At 43.5% G+C, this 17,655-nt stretch carries 17 protein-coding genes and 3 pseudogenes; 10 read left to right on the plus strand and 10 right to left on the minus strand.

Annotation, left to right across the window (positions count from 1 at the left end; genetic code table 11):
* Positions 1 to 53: 53 nt before the first annotated feature.
* The 4 genes and pseudogenes from WA407_RS22670 to WA407_RS22685 all read right to left on the minus strand — a co-directional run.
* A complete protein-coding gene (locus WA407_RS22670; protein ID WP_250261362.1) occupies positions 54 to 464 on the minus strand; it encodes a MarR family winged helix-turn-helix transcriptional regulator in 411 nt (136 codons plus the stop codon).
* 174 nt (positions 465 to 638) lie between these two features.
* Positions 639 to 884, minus strand: a complete 246-nt coding sequence (locus tag WA407_RS22675) for a hypothetical protein (protein ID WP_336078429.1) — start codon at positions 882 to 884, stop codon at positions 639 to 641.
* A 347-nt stretch (positions 885 to 1,231) separates the two neighbouring features.
* Positions 1,232 to 2,254, minus strand: a complete 1,023-nt coding sequence (locus WA407_RS22680; RefSeq protein WP_336078430.1) for an NADH:flavin oxidoreductase/NADH oxidase — start codon at positions 2,252 to 2,254, stop codon at positions 1,232 to 1,234.
* A gap of 174 nt (positions 2,255 to 2,428) precedes the next feature.
* A pseudogene (locus tag WA407_RS22685) lies at positions 2,429 to 2,656 on the minus strand (NAD(P)H-binding protein); the annotation flags it as partial.
* A 681-nt stretch (positions 2,657 to 3,337) separates the two neighbouring features.
* Between WA407_RS22685 and aiiA the strand changes: the two are divergent.
* The 6 genes from aiiA to WA407_RS22715 all read left to right on the plus strand — a co-directional run bounded on the left by aiiA (position 3,338) and on the right by WA407_RS22715 (position 7,857).
* On the plus strand, positions 3,338 to 4,096 hold the full coding sequence (aiiA, locus tag WA407_RS22690) for a quorum-quenching N-acyl homoserine lactonase AiiA (protein ID WP_336078431.1): 759 nt from the start codon (positions 3,338 to 3,340) through the stop codon (positions 4,094 to 4,096).
* 14 nt (positions 4,097 to 4,110) lie between these two features.
* Positions 4,111 to 4,890: an MFS transporter gene (locus WA407_RS22695; protein ID WP_336078432.1), complete on the plus strand. Its 780-nt coding sequence runs from the start codon at positions 4,111 to 4,113 to the stop codon at positions 4,888 to 4,890.
* A 56-nt stretch (positions 4,891 to 4,946) separates the two neighbouring features.
* Positions 4,947 to 5,432 (plus strand): MFS transporter, encoded by a 486-nt coding sequence (locus WA407_RS22700; protein WP_336078433.1) that lies wholly within the window; start codon positions 4,947 to 4,949, stop codon positions 5,430 to 5,432.
* 45 nt (positions 5,433 to 5,477) lie between these two features.
* Positions 5,478 to 6,866 carry an Asp-tRNA(Asn)/Glu-tRNA(Gln) amidotransferase GatCAB subunit A gene (locus WA407_RS22705; RefSeq protein ID WP_029515916.1) on the plus strand — a complete coding sequence of 463 codons (1,389 nt, stop codon included), beginning with the start codon at positions 5,478 to 5,480 and terminating at the stop codon, positions 6,864 to 6,866.
* Between the two features lie 29 nt (positions 6,867 to 6,895).
* Positions 6,896 to 7,087: a hypothetical protein gene (locus WA407_RS22710; RefSeq protein ID WP_235306327.1), complete on the plus strand. Its 192-nt coding sequence runs from the start codon at positions 6,896 to 6,898 to the stop codon at positions 7,085 to 7,087.
* 161 nt (positions 7,088 to 7,248) lie between these two features.
* Positions 7,249 to 7,857, plus strand: a complete 609-nt coding sequence (locus tag WA407_RS22715) for a TetR/AcrR family transcriptional regulator (protein WP_061830913.1) — start codon at positions 7,249 to 7,251, stop codon at positions 7,855 to 7,857.
* Positions 7,858 to 8,990: 1,133 nt separating this feature from the next.
* On the opposite strand, the pseudogene WA407_RS22720 reads toward WA407_RS22715, so the two are convergent.
* A pseudogene (locus WA407_RS22720) lies at positions 8,991 to 9,113 on the minus strand (NAD(P)H-binding protein); the annotation flags it as partial.
* Between the two features lie 288 nt (positions 9,114 to 9,401).
* Positions 9,402 to 10,310, minus strand: a complete 909-nt coding sequence (locus WA407_RS22725) for a LysR family transcriptional regulator (RefSeq protein WP_416145810.1) — start codon at positions 10,308 to 10,310, stop codon at positions 9,402 to 9,404.
* Between the two features lie 78 nt (positions 10,311 to 10,388).
* Between WA407_RS22725 and dapA the strand changes: the two genes are divergently transcribed.
* On the plus strand, positions 10,389 to 11,267 hold the full coding sequence (gene dapA, locus WA407_RS22730; protein WP_336078434.1) for a 4-hydroxy-tetrahydrodipicolinate synthase: 879 nt from the start codon (positions 10,389 to 10,391) through the stop codon (positions 11,265 to 11,267).
* 337 nt (positions 11,268 to 11,604) lie between these two features.
* Here dapA and WA407_RS22735 read toward each other — a convergent pair whose 3' ends face one another.
* Together WA407_RS22735 and WA407_RS22740 are read right to left on the minus strand one after the other, a co-directional pair.
* Entirely contained in the window at positions 11,605 to 11,709 is a 105-nt protein-coding gene (locus WA407_RS22735; RefSeq protein WP_023988604.1) for a DUF6254 family protein, read from the minus strand.
* Between the two features lie 232 nt (positions 11,710 to 11,941).
* Positions 11,942 to 12,856 (minus strand): arginase family protein, encoded by a 915-nt coding sequence (locus WA407_RS22740; protein ID WP_336078435.1) that lies wholly within the window; start codon positions 12,854 to 12,856, stop codon positions 11,942 to 11,944.
* A gap of 105 nt (positions 12,857 to 12,961) precedes the next feature.
* Here WA407_RS22740 and WA407_RS22745 point away from each other — a divergent pair, with 105 nt between their 5' ends.
* Positions 12,962 to 13,303 (plus strand): winged helix-turn-helix transcriptional regulator, encoded by a 342-nt coding sequence (locus WA407_RS22745; RefSeq protein ID WP_336078436.1) that lies wholly within the window; start codon positions 12,962 to 12,964, stop codon positions 13,301 to 13,303.
* A gap of 153 nt (positions 13,304 to 13,456) precedes the next feature.
* Here WA407_RS22745 and WA407_RS22750 read toward each other — a convergent pair.
* Positions 13,457 to 14,721, minus strand: a pseudogene (locus tag WA407_RS22750) (glycoside hydrolase family 2 TIM barrel-domain containing protein); the annotation flags it as partial.
* 6 nt (positions 14,722 to 14,727) lie between these two features.
* Between WA407_RS22750 and WA407_RS26815 the strand changes: the two are divergent.
* Positions 14,728 to 14,901 carry a helix-turn-helix domain-containing protein gene (locus WA407_RS26815; protein ID WP_442952048.1) on the plus strand — a complete coding sequence of 58 codons (174 nt, stop codon included), beginning with the start codon at positions 14,728 to 14,730 and terminating at the stop codon, positions 14,899 to 14,901.
* A 170-nt stretch (positions 14,902 to 15,071) separates the two neighbouring features.
* Here the strand turns inward: WA407_RS26815 and WA407_RS22755 are convergent, their stop codons facing one another.
* Positions 15,072 to 15,959, minus strand: coding sequence for a LysR family transcriptional regulator (locus WA407_RS22755; protein ID WP_336078437.1), 888 nt, complete (start codon positions 15,957 to 15,959; stop codon positions 15,072 to 15,074).
* Positions 15,960 to 16,070: 111 nt separating this feature from the next.
* Here WA407_RS22755 and WA407_RS22760 point away from each other — a divergent pair, with 111 nt between their 5' ends.
* Positions 16,071 to 17,456 carry an MFS transporter gene (locus tag WA407_RS22760; protein ID WP_336078438.1) on the plus strand — a complete coding sequence of 462 codons (1,386 nt, stop codon included), beginning with the start codon at positions 16,071 to 16,073 and terminating at the stop codon, positions 17,454 to 17,456.
* Positions 17,457 to 17,655: the final 199 nt, after the last annotated feature.

Here is a 17,655-nt window from a genome sequence, read left to right on the forward strand (position 1 = left end):
GATAGTCTTTGATGTTTGGTGAAGTATGGTGCGTCCTGCATCTGCATAGAAATTCAGCTTCTAGAGACAATAAGCTTAATGAGTCGAATCAGTTCTTTAGCATCCTCTTCGTCTAACTTTCGAAGAACATTCTCGGTCCATGCAATTCCTTCATTATGCTTATCAATCATAAATTGCTTACCTGAATCCGTAATGAATACAATCACCTTACGTTTGTCGTTGACATCAGTACGCCGTACAACTAGTCCTTTCTTCTCCAGACTCTTCAGTGCCGTTGCTACCCGTCCCGTACTGACGGACAAGTATTCGCTCAAGTGGCCAGAGGTAACCCCGTCCTTATTGAAATTCAGACAAATGAGAATCCCCATTTCGCCACGTGAGAAGTGCCCTCGTTCCTCTAATGCCGGTTTCCGCGATTTGACGATATACTCGAATAATTCTGTCGCTAATGCTTTATAATCCAATGGTCACAACACCTTCTCGCTAATACCTTATACTATAAGATAATTAATCTTATAGTATAAGGTAATTAATCTTATAGTATAAGATAATAATAATGTCGAGTCACAAAGTCAATTAGAGAAAATATGGAATACAAAAAAATCCTTCGTAACTAGCTTGTATTTGTACCAATTTTTCTACACAAAGTCCAATGTAAAGACATCAGAGCTAAAACTGAATCTCTTCTTATGTATCTTCCTCTGAACATCTTCATTATTGTTTGTAAGGTCAAGTTCTACATGCCGTACTTTGATGAATCGTCTGGTCATCGATTCCGCCCACAGATTCAAAGCATATTCGGCAATCTTACGCACTTCTCCCGCCACAAACGGAAACCTTCTTCCATGCTCCTGCCCAGGCAGCCAGCAAATTGGTTTGAGCAACAATATTCTGGATGCTCTCTGTGATCGCAGAGTTCATTAATTAGACCTTTTGTAGAGTACCTTGATAGAGTACTTTACAGAAGGTCTAAAGGACGTACTTTTTTTGCTTAATCGACCAATTCAAATTCCTTTATCGTTGCATTCGGTCTTAAAATATTTTCCTGGTCGAATATAGCTAGAGGTTCATCATTTTTAACTTTGACAGGCCATGATTAGCAAGAGCTCCTTTGCCGCCATAAAACGCAAGTTGCTCTCCTTGTGGTTGCACTGCTGATGAAGCCAATTTATTTGATTCGAATCGTTTTACTGACCCAAGCAGGCCCAACCAGTAATGTATACAGTCAATCTTAAAACCCTGTAGTATACTGTGTAGGGATTGCAGTTTCTTTTTTCAATTTTGATGCTGCTTCCAGTGACCAATAAGGATTTCTCAACATCCCTCTACCCACAGCAACCAGATCGGCCTCTTCATTACCGATAACTGCATTCGCCAAAATTGGATCTTCCAGTCTTCCAACGGCCATCACCGGAATATCCAGAGCTTCTTTGATATCTTTTGCCAAGGGGACTTGATACGCTGCGTGAGTTCCTGGTCTGCCCCATGCAGCTATAGGTCCCTCACCGCCAGATGAAATATCAAACATATCTACTCCTGCCTTTTGATATTCCTTGGCAAAAGCAATGCTTTCCTTAATACCATATCCACCTTCTACATATTCTTTGGCAGAAATACGCATCAACAGTGGCATATCTTCCGGCATTTCGCCCTTCGCTGCCTGAATGATCTCCCGACCAAAAAGGGTAAGATCTTTACCATATTCATCTTCCCGTTTGTTCGTAAGCGGCGAATGAAATTGATGAATCAAATAGCCATGTGCACCATGAATTTCAATGCTGTCGAATCCAGCCTTAACAGCGCGAGCTACAGCAGCACGAAATTTCTCAACGAGTCCTTTAACCTCTTCGGTTGCAAGCGCGCGAGGTTGTTTTGAATTTTCATCAAATGCAATAGCAGATGGTGCTACAGGGACTTCAGCATCTTCCGCCTTGCGTCCGGCATGCGCGATCTGGATTCCCACTTTGACACCGTAGCTGTGACAAGCATCTACAATCCGTTTGAGAGCAGGAATCTGCTCATCTGACCATAAACCAAGATCAAAATCGGAGATACGACCATCTGGCTCTACATCTGTCATTTCAATTATGATAAAACCAGCTCCGCCTACCGCCCGGCTAACGTAGTGTATATAATGCCAATCTGTGGCGACCCCATCCTTTTTGTCAACCGAATATTGGCACATTGGAGGCATAACTACGCGATTTTTCAATTCCAAACCTTTAATTGTATAGGGACTAAATAAATCTTTCATGTGAGAAAGACTCCTCTCTGATTTATATTATGAAATGCATCAATAAAATGCATGCACAAGCATATACATTAACATGTTTGTTTCATTTGTCAACTCTAGGCATGATTTCAAAACTTCAAAGTAATTGGTGCAAATAATTCTTTATTGTTTGGATTCACACTTGATCATTCATCTTCAGATTTTTTGCAATGCTTCGACAACTGAATCGTCACCAGTAATCAGATCAAATGCTCGCTTGTATGTGTTCTCCTCATCTAAAGCTGCCACAATGGCACGGGCTACATCCTCACGTGGGATACTGCCATAGGTGATATTCTCCGCGGCAGCCACTTTTCCCGTACCGATTTCATTTAAAAGAATCCCCAGTCTTATGATTGTGTAGTTCAAACTGCTGCTTTCCAGCTATGAGTAATGGCTATACTTGAGACAAAAGTTATTCTTACATTCCTAAAATTTCTAGTTATAAGTGATACTTTCTTGCTTTAACTGAGAATTTTTACGTTTTTTTGGATTATAACTGAGACTTATCCTCCAACAATAACATAATCACACCCTAATATGATCACTCGTCATTCTATAACTGTGAAGAGAAATGAGAACCAGTAGATTCCTTTTAGCTACTGGTTCTACCTGAACCGCAACAGCGACACAACATCCGTTTGAGTAAACTGTAGGCAATCTGCCCGGCTAAAAAAGTCTAAGACATATACCAAAAAAAGTATAGCTAAATTCGTCTCATGTATTACCGTAACTCATACCTGCGTCAATATGCCGGAAGTGTATTCAATAAGATATCCTTAGCTCCATGGCTTTTGTCTTGCGTGGCTCTTTAGCCGCAAATACTCTTGCTCACTTTGATATCGCGATCCCCTTGGTTTTTGTACACTGCGGCTTTAACGCAGCCCCGTTGTTTCTTTGCACTCCACCTAGGCGACATTCTTTAGCTTGGCGTATTGTTGCAGGTGTAAGGCTTTTGCCGAAGCCCAACCGCCGATGACAAATTGACATCGGACAATTTGTCCGATATAATCAAAACAAATCGGACAAACTGTCCGAATTTATAATATGAAGGGTGAAACTAGGATGAATATAAAAAAGTTGTATTTTTTACCTGTAGGTGAATGTTTCCTAGATCAATCGGCAGTTAATCGAACCCTTGCCCCCGGGAAATTAGTCGGAATGCCTGTGTGGTCTTTTCTATTGGAAACGACCAGCGGGCTGATACTCATCGATACGGGAATGCCCGACGCTTTTATCAACAATCCCGATTACTACAAGGGGACTAGACGTGAAGGGCGCGTCGTCCCCAACATGTCTGACGGCGACTCGATCGTAAATGTGTTAAAGCGTGTAGGTTATCGACCTGACGATATTCAAATGGTCATTAGCTCCCATTTACACTTGGATCATTCTGGGGGAAACGGGCATTTCCGCAATACGCCGATCCTTATTCAAAGGGCAGAGTATGATGCGGCCATAAACAATGAGGATTACTCTCCATTAGAGTGCAGGCTGCCCGATTTACAATATCAAATCATTGAGGGTGACCATGAATTGATTCCGGGGGTTCAAATTTTATTCACTCCGGGTCATTCCCCTGGCCATCAATCAGTCCTTGTCACAACGGAAAAGTCGGGTCCAGTGCTACTGACAATTGATGTTGCTTATACTCGGGAGAACTTCGAGAATAGCGTACCGTTCTTGACATTCGATCAAGAGATGGCTGCCAAATCGATTACTCGCATGCAGGAGTTAATTCAGGATGTTCGGCCGTCCTATGTTTTCTTGGGACACGATAGAGATCAGGCGCAAAAATGCCGCACCTTTCCTGACTTCCTGTAATGGAGGGACAGGCTATGGATACTCAATCAATGGCTTTATCCGGCAATGAGCGGAAATTAATGGGGACACTTTGCTTGCTCATTATTTTCGGAAACATCAATATGACCATGTTTAATTTGTCTATACCTTCGATTTCCGCTGACTTTGCCCTGACCTCCTCGCAGGTGAGCTGGGTTATGGTCGGTTACAGCATTTTGATGGCTATCGGCGCCGGTACTTACGGCAAGTTAACGGAGTCCTTTTCCTTTCGCCAGCTGTATGTCATTGGTTTAATCCTTTTAGCTTTCGGCTCTATGATCGGCTTTTTTGCAGCTTCATACTTGCAAGTCATCATTGGAAGACTGCTGCAGGCAGCAGGGGCCTCATCCATCTCTCCCCTGTCTTATGCAGCAGTAACCCTGTATTTTAAGCCTACAGTCAAGGGACGGGTGCTGGGAACCTTATCCGCCACAATTGCCTTTGCTTCCGGCTTCGGGCCTGTGTTCGGCGGTTTCGTGGAGCAATACTTTGGCTGGCGTGCTTTGTTCATCGTGTCTAGTCTGAGCCTATTTGTTATCCCTTTGATATTCAAGTATGTTCCTGACAAGAAACACGACCGCGGTTCATTCGATTTTCTCGGAGCTGTTTTGTTCTCCGCGGGACTGGCGTTGGTATTGCTAGGGGTTACGAACTATTGGTTTATGCTCATTGCAGGAGCAGCAGTTCTTCTATGGTTCGGTACTCATATTCAGAAAAAAGAACATCCATTTATCGATGCATCTTTCAGAAAAATGCTCCTTACCGACGAATTCTAGGGATTGGATTCCTTACCTTCGTATGCAACACGGGGTTAACCTTTACTCTTCCTGTCATGATGAAGAATTCCTTTCATTTACCAACTAGTAAAATCGGTCTGCTGATGCTTCCCGGTGCCGCCTGTGCAGCCTTGCTCGGATCCCGGATCGGAGGTTGGACAGATCGTTTCGGAAGCTCCCGCGTGCTTGTCATATCGCAAAGTCTCGTCATCAGCGGATTTATACTACTGGGGGTATCCGTACATTTGCCGCCATGGATCGACGCTTTATTGATCATTATCCTTATGATTGGATTCAACGGTGTCCTCACCTCTAGCAGCAATTTAGTTTCGACGACACTCCGTTCGGCTGAGCTGGGTGTAGGGATGGGTGTTTTCACACTGGCCTATCTCCTAGGCGGAGCATTCGGCCCTGCGCTGGTCGGCCGACTGATTGATCTAAAGATGCCTTTTTCTGTTGTTTATTTTACCATTTCCCTGTTGGCAATCCTGACATACTTATTCGCAAGAAAAGCAAATCGTAGCGGAAGCTATGGTAATTAGTTTGGTAGACTTACGACATGTCCGAAAGATACGGAGGATGAATAGATGAGTAAATTAAATTTCCAACTGTCCTTTGCTGCTATTCATGAGCTGGCCGAGGGGATTCGAACAAGGGAAATATCCCCGGTAGAGATTACAGAACATGCTCTTCACCGCATCGAACGTTTGAATCCGAAACTGAACGTTTTCGTTACCCAAACGTCCGAACTGGCGATTGAACAAGCGAAGCAATCGGAACGCGATATTATGCATGGTCGGTACAAAGGGCCCCTTCACGGGATTCCCATCGTTCATAAGGATCTATATTACACTAAAGGGATCCGAACAACTGCCGGTTCAAAAATATTGAACAGCTTCGTCCCCGATTACGATTCGACGGTTGCAGCTAAGCTACATGAGGCTGGAACAGTTCTGCTAGGCAAAGTACAGACTCACGAGTTCGCTGCGGGATTGACAACAACTAGCCCGCACTTCGGTCCTTGCCTCAATCCGTGGAACACTGAACTTGTAACGGGAGGTTCAAGCGGCGGCTCGGCTTCTGCTTTAGCGGCTGGACTTACTTATCTGGGCACAGGCTCGGATACCGGAGGTTCGATCCGCATACCCGCTGCTTTGTGCGGTGTCGTAGGGATGAAGCCGACGTACGGTCGGGTCAGTCGGTATGGTATCATTCCAATGGCCTGGTCATTGGACCACTCGGGTCCGTTGACCCGCTGTGTCATGGATGCGTCCCTGTGCTTGGATGTGATGTCTGGCTTCGATCCAAAGGATGAATCGACTGTCGATCTGCCTGCGCCAGGTATCAAGATGTATCCGAATGGTCTCAGGGGTGTGCGTATCGGATTGCCGACAAGCTACTATTACGAGGATTTGATGCCGGAAGTGGAAGCTGCGATGAAGGCCGCTATCAATAAATTCCGAGAACTGGGAGCAGAAATCATCGAAGTTAGCCTGCCCCTGATCAAACATGTTAGAAGTGCGACGATGGCCATTATGATGACGGAAATGTACTCGTACCACGAGAAGTGGCTTGAGACAGAATTGGAACAGTATGGACCGGACGTCCGAATGTTTCTTGAAAGCAGTAGAGATATTCCGGCTTCCATTTACCTTCAGTCTCAGCGGGCCCGGCAACTAATTGTCAATGATTTTTTGAATGCATTGTCCGGAATCGACATCTTGTTGACGCCGGCAACACCGATCACTGCGCCGCGTGCAGATGATGATGCTAGTGTATTCAGATTGAACTCATTTACGGTTCCGACCAATTTGACTGGCTTGCCTAGCCTGAGCATGCCTTGCGGCTTCTCACCTTCCGGTCTGCCGATTAATATGCAATTGATTGGCCGCCCCTTCGAAGAAGCGACAGTACTAGGTATCGGCAATACTTATGAAATGAATACAGACTGGCACAAGAGACATCCGGATTTGTAAGCCTGAATATATTTGATGGAGGGTAATCTATGGATCAAAAGCAACTTAACTCTGAAGTTAGCAGGAAAGCATCAACCGAAACCGGAACAGATACGACGAGCGACAAGAAAAAAGCATACGAGCAGTTTATTCATTCGATCGCAAGTTTAAAGGAACTGGACCTATCGGGCATTGAACCGCATTTGCCTCCAATTTACAAAAAGCACTATACCAAGAAATAAAAAAAAGCTCATCGGTCACCCAAATGAATGTATTTTTAATTTTTCACGAAATGTATTATAATATGAAGACGGACAACATGTCCTATACACGAAAAACGGACATATTGTCCGTTTTTCGTGTTAAATAACAGTTAAATTAATGATGAAGGGAGATATTTATGATGAATTCAGAATCGCAATCTGTCTCTCTGAAAATTCCCAGAGAGGAGTTAAACCGAAGACGAATTTTGGCGGCGGCTAGAGAACTTTTCATCAAAAACGGTGTTGACAATGTCAATATGCATCAGATTGCGAAGACTGCTGGAGTAGGACAAGCAAGCCTATACCGCCGCTACTCGGATAAGGGCGACATATGTCAGGAGATCGCGTATGAAGAATACCAACCTTTGTTTGATGAAGTTCAAGCATTTCTTGATCAATCCCCAGAAACCGCTGCCTTGGACCGGCTTTACCATGTAATCGTAAGATATGTCTCTTTTTTAGAAGCGAAAGTTCCTTGGCTCTGTGAGGTCAGCCGGGCCTCAACCGGGCATCGTCCGTTGCAATCTCCGTTATGTCAATGGATGCGCAATATAAGCAGAAATCTGCTAAATGAGGCCGTTGAACAGGGAGACGTATCCGGGGTGGACATTTCATATACTATTGAAGCCCTGCTGGCCGTGCTTCACAATATCGATTACCATCTCCAAGATGAAGGCTTTACAAGCCAACGAGTTCTTGATGGATTACACCGCATATTTATTGAAGGTTTAAGAGCTAATAGACATTAATTGAGGGGCTGGCCACAAAGCCACATAACATGGATGAGGGATAGTCCTGCGTAACTCCTCTTTTTATCTCATAATGGTATATTGAATGTACAAAGAAACCATATCCTTTCAAATGGTCGGGTGGTACCTCCATTTTACCCAGGAACGGTTTCTTATTGTTTTACAATTGGAGAACAGGACGTCCCTAGTCATTTTTATGACTTATGGGACAACCCTTTTTTTTCTGCCAATGGCTGCTATGCGAATTGTCCGGATCGGACTTCCATGGCACGCTCTCCTTATTCGGTCTTCTTATCATCAGCAGCGCTCTTTCGTCTACTTCCTGTAGGCTTCGTAGCAGCAGGCTTAGTAGCCTGAGAATCCATGGAGAACAAGCAGGTTTTCATCTTATGTATTCCAAAATTGCAGTTGAAGAGATTTGTACAGCACTTTTATCGTATGACTTCTTCTCTTGTTGCTTCTCAAGTTTCATCGAGGCTTCCAGTACAAAAGTCGGGTGATTCACTAAATCAGTAAAAAATATCTCTAGATCCTCACCATCAGGCCTCCTTAGCCACACATGAGGGGGATTTATGGTAACCACCTTGAACTTTTTCCCATAAAGACAACACTAAGCATATATCCTGATTTGGTTAAATGCCATACAACATTCCTCCATCTATTTTTTCTACTTGGGGGTTCACCTGTGTGTTTAGTGATATTATGCTACGGGATGAAATAAGCTCGTTGAGATTGGTGATTAATGTTCCTTTTGCGATGAGGTGATAAATCAATGGTTTAATTAAGAGGGGATCTGTATTGTTTACGAATGTGGAGGCAAGATGGTCAACTGGACAAGACACAAATACACTGAAGTCGATAGATAACAGGGTTATACCATTGTGAATAGTACTTTCTCTCTTTTAAAAAACCTTTCAAAAACTTAAGGTTACGGGACAGAGATATCGGAGGTGTTTTTGGGAAAACTACTTGATATTCCCAATCCTTTTTTGATGCGTATGTTCTACAATATTTATTACACAATTCTGTTCGATCATTGTTTCGTTCTTCTTTGGGCTCCAGTTTTATTTGATAAAGTAATGGAATATGCCCTTGCCTAAAAACCAAAACATCAGGAACATGGTACCATTATGATAAGCATTAGCTTGTTCTTGTTTCCTAACCATCGCACGGACTGTGTGTTCTTTGTTTTCTTTCAAAAAATGGATAAGATGTTGTCCAATTTGTCCATTTGAACCTACCACCAAAACCTTCACCTAATCACTCCTCATTATTATATTTTTTCCTTTCCCATTAACTTAAATCACCATTCTTGGCTGTAAGGTCGATCATCTTGTTCTAATTAAACATTAAGTAACCGAATGGTTTAGTGAATACAAATATTGATTGCTTATTTTCCAGAAAAAATACGTCGATTATTTGAATAAACTTTGGTTCATCTTTGCTTTCTAAGTTCTCATCCTTCGGTACGTTAAACTCTGAGCGCTTCTGGTATCCACTAGGAAGCGCTCGCACTGTATATTAATTTTGATGTGGAGGAAAATCTACATTCTCATGCTCTCCATAAAAAAGCTCAATGCATTGGACACCCACTTCTTGGGATGAAGAACAAGCTGAATTTCCAGCTTGAGCTCGGCATGCTCAAAGGGTAACACCTTCAGCTCTTCCCGTTCGATCTCCTCCAGTGCAGCCATTAGAGGTAGAATGGATATGCCCTCTCCAGTCTTGATGCTCCGTTTGATCGCTTCCGGATTACCCAGCTCCAGACTCACGCGATAGGTGATTCCATTTGCTCGAAGCACTCTCTCCAGCAGTTGTCTGTAGTTGCACGTATGCTCGGGCATGATCCACTCCGCATCAACCAGATCATTCAGGTCGATTCGCTCTTTAGCGATAAGCGGATGGTTCGGATGGACAATCAGCACAAGCGGTTCTTCTCGAATGGTAATCCACTGCAACGCCGGATTGCTTGAATCGTCCGCGAGGATCAACCCAACATCGGCCTCCCCTTCCCTCACCTGGTGCAAAATCATCTCTTCGCGATCCGTATGCAATCGTATGTTCAGATCTGGGTATTCTTTGCGAGTCGCCTGCATATACGGGGGCAGAAAATACGAAGCGATGGAATCCATAGTACCGATCGTCATGGAGCCACCGCCCTGCTTGGCCAATTTTTCTTTCGATTGCTCGAAAAGCTCCAGCATTTGTCCAGCAAGCTTGAACAGCTCTTCTCCGGCGGAGGTAAGACGAATCTTATTGTTATTGTAGCGTTCGAACAATTTAACTTGATACGTTTTCTCCAGCTTCTGAATCTGGGTCGTGACGCTGGATTGTGCGTAACCGAGCACTTCTGCTGCTCTTGTAAAGCTTTCACGAATGGCAACTTCCCGAAATGTTTGAAGATAAATGAAATCCAATCTGGCCACCCCATCGAAAATTTTGATTAGAATCATCGTTTATTATAGATAACTCTGATGCTGTTTCCTATGTTACATTAGATTTAATTCAACGGGAAGGGATAACTGATGATGATGAACGAACAACATATTCATGGGATTTTCATACCGCTGATTACACCTTTTACGCGTGACTATAAGTTGGACATCGATTCGTACCGGAAGTATGTTACCTATCTTGCAGGCCATGACATCCAGGGTCTGGTCGTTAACGGTACGACAGGAGAGTCGCCAACCGTATCCTGGGATGAAGTGAAGCAGATGGTACATGTGACGCAGGATGTTCTGAAGAGCATAAACAAAACCATTCCGATCGTCATTGGCACGGGAACGAACGATACCTATTCAACGGTGCATCGGACGGAAATGGCGGCTGAATTAGGAGCGGATGCGGCCATGGTGGTCACTCCGTATTACAACCGGCCGACGCAGGAAGGAATATTGGAGCATTTCCGTGTCGTATCTCGTGTAGGCCTGCCTGTGCTAGTATATGAGATTCCGGTTCGCACGGGTAGTCGCATGACAATAGATACAATTCGCAAAGTGCTGGACCTAGATGGCATAATTGGGCTCAAGGACAGCACGGGCGGTCTTGATCTGCTCTTAAAATTGGCCCAGTACGAGACCAAGCCTGTCCTCTGCGGAGAGGATGCCTATTTCCATGCCATGCTATGCCAGGGGGCTACCGGTGGTATGCTTGCATCCGCTCATCTCCATATCCAGAAGTATGTGGATATATACCAACGTTTTGTGGCTGGCGACATGAACGGGTCGCGAGACAGTTTTATGCTACTAGAACCGATGATCCAGCATGTATTTGCAGAGCCAGCCCCGGCCGCGATCAAGTGGTGGCTTACCCAACAAGAGATTATTGCCGCCGAGCAATTGCGTCTGCCACTTATGCCCCTGTCGGATCAGGTGAAGCAGGGTCTCCTGAATTCAATCATATCCTGATAAATCAGCTTATCTCAGACTCCCCAATCATAACGTAGAAGAAGCATCTCCTGGACAGGAGATGCTTCATTTCTTAGCCGGAACAGGCAGCCTTTAGAAAAACGAATTTAAGAAGATACCCTCTATAGTAGAACGCTGTAAATTACTGGTCCAAAATAAGTGAAGATGTATGTGACGCATAGCAATTTGGTGTTTGTAGACGCTGTCATCAGGAAAACATTTTTTACAAGTCCCGCTATCTGCATTGGGTTGTCTATAAGCGAAATTATTGCAAAAAGAGGGCTGCCGATGAATTTCACCGACAGTCCTTCTCTTTCAAGCAGTATACTCCTCACTCCTATTCGCTGGACAGCTCCTTGAGCGATTTGACTTTACCATGGGGATGCTGCTCTTGCTTTCGTGACTTCCAGGCTGCTTCTTTCCTTTTCTTCTGGTGAGCCATAACAGATATCCTCCTTTGGAAATTGTGATGTATACTACTTTCTTAAGTTGTCATTTCTCAGCTCTGTTCATTCATAAAACTAAATTCGTTGAATTTTCTCCTACATATCACAATCCCAAATATAGGATGTCAAAATCGCTTATCATAAAAATGCACTCACGCACTTTATGTTTGCGGGGGTGTATTTTTGTGATTAAGCAGATCATTGTTCTATTATAATCCATGTATGAACTTACTTATTTAAAATAGGTATCTCTCCAAGCAGATTCTTTAAATTAATAGCATCCCACGGCATATGCTCTGTTATACCTAATCCAACTACATCTGTTTCTTCAGATAGTTCTTTAATCAGATTAAGTAGCTGAGGCATTTGCATTGTTCCCGCAGGAGAAAAATTATAGGGCGCTTCAGGGTTGGCGAACAGTAAAGAACGAAATGCTTTTGGGTCAAGCACATCTAAATCAAGGTGAATAGCTAGATGCTTAATGCCACTTTCTTTAATCCACTCTCTAATAGATTCAGTACTATTCGTTAACTCTTTGGTTCCTGCAGTTTTAATCCCTAGTCTTTGAATCACTTCTGTGTCTGATTCTGCAGGAGCTATCCCTAGTCTTTGAAACGCTTCTGAAATGGCTTCTGTTTCTTGTTCTGTAGGAGCCGCTAATCCCGCGATAAAAACATTTTCAGGTTTTAGTGGGATTTTCACATGTTTTGCGAACTCCTCATCTCCTTCTCCCAAAAGATTTCCGAGCGGTAATGTATGTCCGTTATCATAGCCCACATATCTAACTAAATCACTGTGAGCATCGATCCAAATTAAACCTAATTCCCCACCGTATCGTTCGTTCAAATAGGCAAATGGAGCTTGTTCCACTAAGCAGTCACCACCAAACATTACAATACGATCTGGCTTATGAGCATCAATGATATGCTGAGCAGCCTCTAACTGTTCAAGTAGCTGTTTTCTCCCATTCATACCGTTTTCGTTTTCAAGCGGAGTACCGTTATAAGCTTGAATGGGAACATGAATAAGGGGTTGATCATTATCCGGAGCTAGCCAAGCAAGCAGTTCGGCTCCAAAAGAGTAATTAGGATTGTTTCCCCCTTGCCATTGTGGCATTAACAGACGTATTGTTTTTTTAGTCATGTTTTCTCTCCTTTACTTCAAAAGTAAGGTTAGTATAAACTGAACACAAATAAAAACGTAGTACGCACTATTTTGATAGGTACTACCCGAAAGGATATTGTAAACATGAGTATGGCTGAATTTAAAGGTAAAGTTAAAAACATTCAAGATACACCTTTTGGTTATACAGTTTCACTGATTGGTGGTAAATGGAAAATGGTTATTATTTATCTCCTAGCCGAAAACCGAACAGTTCGCTTTAATGATCTGAAAAGACAGATAGGGGCTATTACTTATAAAACATTGAGTTCACAACTAAAAGAATTGGAAGCGGATGGTCTGGTGAATCGGAAAGAATATCCTCAAGTCCCCCCTAAAGTCGAGTACAGTCTCACAGATAAAGCAGAAACGCTATTACCTGTTTTGGAAGGGTTATGTGAGTGGGGAACAAAAAACCAAAATAGTTAAATCCAATTTTCTAATAAAAAGCCTGTATGCAAAAAGTTGTCCTGTTTTCCAACATTGCTATTCCAAGTTTAAACTCTCTAGTTAAGTGAATCCAGCAATGGCTGAACAACAGCATGCAGCCGTCTTGCAAATTCTATTATCTTAATTATCGCTTCAAGCTAGATTTATTTCCCGAATCACTTCAAGCGGAACCTTCGGTTTTCGGTCTTCCGTCAACAACCCGTTGACTTCCTGCTGTACATCGGTTACCTGTGTATAGCAATAGCCCGAGACGCTTTAATTGCTCCGGTGATTGCACGGAAACGTTCGATAAAAGCTTCGACTGAATCCACCTGGTTTCCGTATCCCCAGCCCTTGTCCGTCTGGAAGGCAATGCCGCCGAATTCGCTTATGATAATCGGTTGTCGTCGGTAGGCATATCCTTCTGCAAAGGCATATTTCCAATTGTTAAAAGAGATGCTGTTGTTTACGATGCTTTCCTTGTCCTGATATCGCTCCAAAAACTCTTCGCCCGTCTCCACATAATCATGAAGGGTCAAAATATCCGAGACCGTATGCTCCCAACCGTCATTGGTAACCACCGGACGATACGGATCAATCGTCTTCGTCAGATGATAGATGGTTTGCGTGAACTGCTGCTGCCTTACATCATGTCCAATGGTCGATATGCCCCACGATTCATTGAACGGGACCCAAGTTATGATGCTTGGATGATTGTACTGCTGCGGCACGATTTCCAGCCATTCCTTCGTAAAGCGGCTAACCGCCTGATCATTGAACTCAAAGGTCGACGCCATTTCTGACCAGACGAGCATGCCTTTCACATCACACCAATATAAAAAGCGAGGGTCTTCCAGCTTCATATGTTTACGAACCCCGTTATATCCCATCACGGCTATTTTATCGATATCTTCGATAAGAGCTTCTTCAGAAGGGGGAGTCAGATGAGTTTCCGGCCAATAGCCCTGATCTAGAATCAGCCGCTGGTAAAGAGGGCCATTATTCAATAGAATCTGTCCGTTTTCAATCGATATTTTCCGCATGCCAAAATAAGAATACACCCTGTCGCTCTCTTTCTCATCCTCATACAGAGCAAACTCTACATCGAACAAGTTGGGCGATTCCGGTGACCACAAGCACTGCTTCCATGGACCACACGCTTCATGAAATACATGGGCCTCCACCGTTATCCAGGGTCTGTCGGCAGATAAGCTGACCTTTTTCACATGCTGTCCTTTCAGCGCAATCCGTGTCTCCAGGCGTAAATTATCTTTAGCCTCAATACCCATGAGCTGAAAGTCAAAGCGGATCATATGACGGTCGATATCCGGTGTTATCTTGACCTCATTGATTCTTACCTCATTCACATATTCAATCCACACACTTTTCTAGATTCCGGTGCTCTGTACATAAAAGCATAATATTTGCTCCAATGCCGAATAACGCTGGCCAAACATCTCCTTGTATCCACGGCACTCACTGTAAAGCAGATTGCACTGGAAACTGGCTTTCATCAAAGCAGCTATTTTATCAAGAGATTTCGGGAGCATACAGGCATCACGCCAGAGCAGTTTCGCCAGCTGAGAAGGATGGGTTAGTACAATCTAATAACTCCTTCAATAGCTGGGCATGTGTGTATGGCAGCGTACAAATCGAAATTACAAATTTTGCAGTTGAATAAAAGAATAAGCGGCCGCTTAGGACGTTTGGTTAACATGTCCTACGCTACCGCTTCTGTTAATGTTTTTTATTTCGCTTATATATAGGATTAAATTGTCTGTTTGGATATCGCTCCGAAATATTCTACAACTACCTCACGGAATTCCAGAGCAGCCCGTGAAATATACCGACTCCTATGCCATAATAAAGCGATCTCCCGTACCAATTCGTGATTTTCTACTTGGAGATATTTAAGATGTTCCCGTGAATTTCTTGCCGTGCTTGGTATAAAGGCTATGCCAATTTCAGCTTCCACAAGCGTACTAAGCCTTGCAGGTTCATCCCCCTCATACACATACTTAGGTATAAAACCTTCCGATTTGCATACAGAGTCCACTAAATCGCGAGTACCGTAGCCTCTCTTTACACCGACAAACCATTCATCCCTTAGATCTGTCAACGTTACACTGCTTCGATCTGCCAGCCGATGCCTCTTTGGAACAGCTACAAGAATTGGATCGATAAACACGATTTGGCATTCGATGTCATCTCCCTCTATTGGAGGTGAGGACAAGCAAAAATCGACCTCTCCTCTATGAAGCAGCGTTACCATTTCCTGCGTGGTCAGCATTTGCACATGAAATTGAATATAAGGTCGCTTTTTCCGAAACTCTCGCAGGATATTCGGTAATGTGCTTGCGGTGGTCACTGCCAATTCGAGAGTGCCATGTTCCGGGCTGGATAAATCACTAAGCTCCTGCTTCCCCTGCTCCAATTCAAATAAAGCCCTCTCTGCACGGTGAAGGAATTTGCTTCCGAACTCATTCAATCGCAGTTTCCTCCCTGTTCGATCGAATAGAGGAACCCCCAGATCTTCCTCTAGACGTTGAATCGTTTTGCTCAGCGACGATTGAGTAACGTGCAGACTTCGTGCAGCTTCGGTCACATGTTCCAAACGAGCTACCGTCAAAAAATATTGCAGTTGAAGAAGTTCCATTATGATCCCCCATTCATTCCCTCAAGTCAATGAGATTATAACATCAAATACGTTGGAATAAATAATCGATTTCAAGTACGATGACATTAATTCGCTATGGGGGGACCAGAAATGAGCGTTCGCAGCTGGTGGTTAATGATTTCAGTTGGTCTAGGGATACTATTGAACCCATTAAATTCTTCGATGGTTTCTGTTGCTATTCCAAGTCTGCAAAATGTGTTCCAACTTGACTTTACAGGTGTTTCCTGGATTATTTTTTCTTTCTACATTGCAAGTAGCATCGCTCAACCTGTCATGGGAAAGGCCAGCGATTTATTCGGTCGTAGGAAAATATTTCTTGCCGGGCTTGTTGTAGCCTTCATTGCATCATTATTAGCTCCATTATCACCAAATTTCGGGTGGCTCATCGTGTTCCGCATTGTGCAATCCATCGGAACAAGCATGATGGTTGGGGTTGGAATGGCTATTGTTCGAATTCATATTACAGAGAAACAAGCAACTGCGTTGTCTGTTTTGTCCATATTCCTATCTGGAGCAGCAGCGATTGGCCCCTTTATTGGCGGTGTCTTGATTCACTGGTGGAATTGGCCTGCTATCTTTTTCATCAATATTCCGTTTGTGGTGGCCAGCTTTGTATTGGCTTGGAGGAATATTCCTAAGGACGAACTGCCAACATCCGTAGCACGCAACATGTCCTTTCGTAAATGGTTTGAATTGATTGATGCATTAGGGATTCTGCTCTTCACAGTGGCTTTGGTTACCCTGCTCGTTGGACTACTCTCAGCAAAATCATCTGGACATATCTTATTAGGAAATGTCATTGTCGGGCTGATAGGTCTCGTTGCGCTGGGGATATTCGTACGACATGAGTTAAAAGCGACATCACCCTTTATTCCTTTACGTACATTTGCCAAGTACCCTGCGATGACTTGGGTTAATGTTGAATTTATGCTCGTTAATGTACTATATTACTCGCTCTTTTTCGGGCTTCCGTCCTACTTGCAAATGGTACGTCATGTCAGTGAGTTCCAAACAGGCATTCTCATGCTAAGCTTAGGCTTGTGCTCGCTAATTACTTCTCCAATTGCAGGACAATGGATCGATAAATCAGGACCCCGACCGGCATTGCTGGTGTCCGCAATTCTGATGACATTGGGGTCAGTGTGGCTCGTGACATTGAATCCAACTTCACCGGTTATCAGCGTGTGTTTGGCTTTAGCTGCATTCGGTATTAGCAACGGTTTGAACAATGTAGGTATGCAAGCAGCACTGTTCCAAAGTTCTCCAAAAGAAATAATCGGTGTAGCATCCGGATTATTTAACACATCCAGATATCTGGGAACCATTATCTCTTCATTATTGATAGCTATCGTAATGGGAGGTACGTTTAGCTTCAAAGGATTTCAAATGCTTGGGATTATCCTCACGGTAATTGCATTGTCTTTGGTATTCATGAGTCGGCAGCAGTGGAAGTCAGCGCAATTGCATGAGTCGTAGGTTCACTAAGTTCATATCTCAAACCATTGCGCGGCACCAATCATCATGCATCCAATGTCATTTATTTGGATTAAAGATCTACTACAACAAGTTTTAATTCAGCGACATTGCTACATAAAACTTCGCTACATTCAAACCACAAAAGCCGTAAATCTCCGGGGTTATTGGAGACTTGCGGCTTTTGTGGTTTGTTTAGATT

The organism is Paenibacillus sp. 203 (genome assembly GCF_037027525.1).
In the GTDB taxonomy this organism is placed as follows: Bacteria; Bacillota; Bacilli; order Paenibacillales; family Paenibacillaceae; genus Paenibacillus; species Paenibacillus polymyxa_B.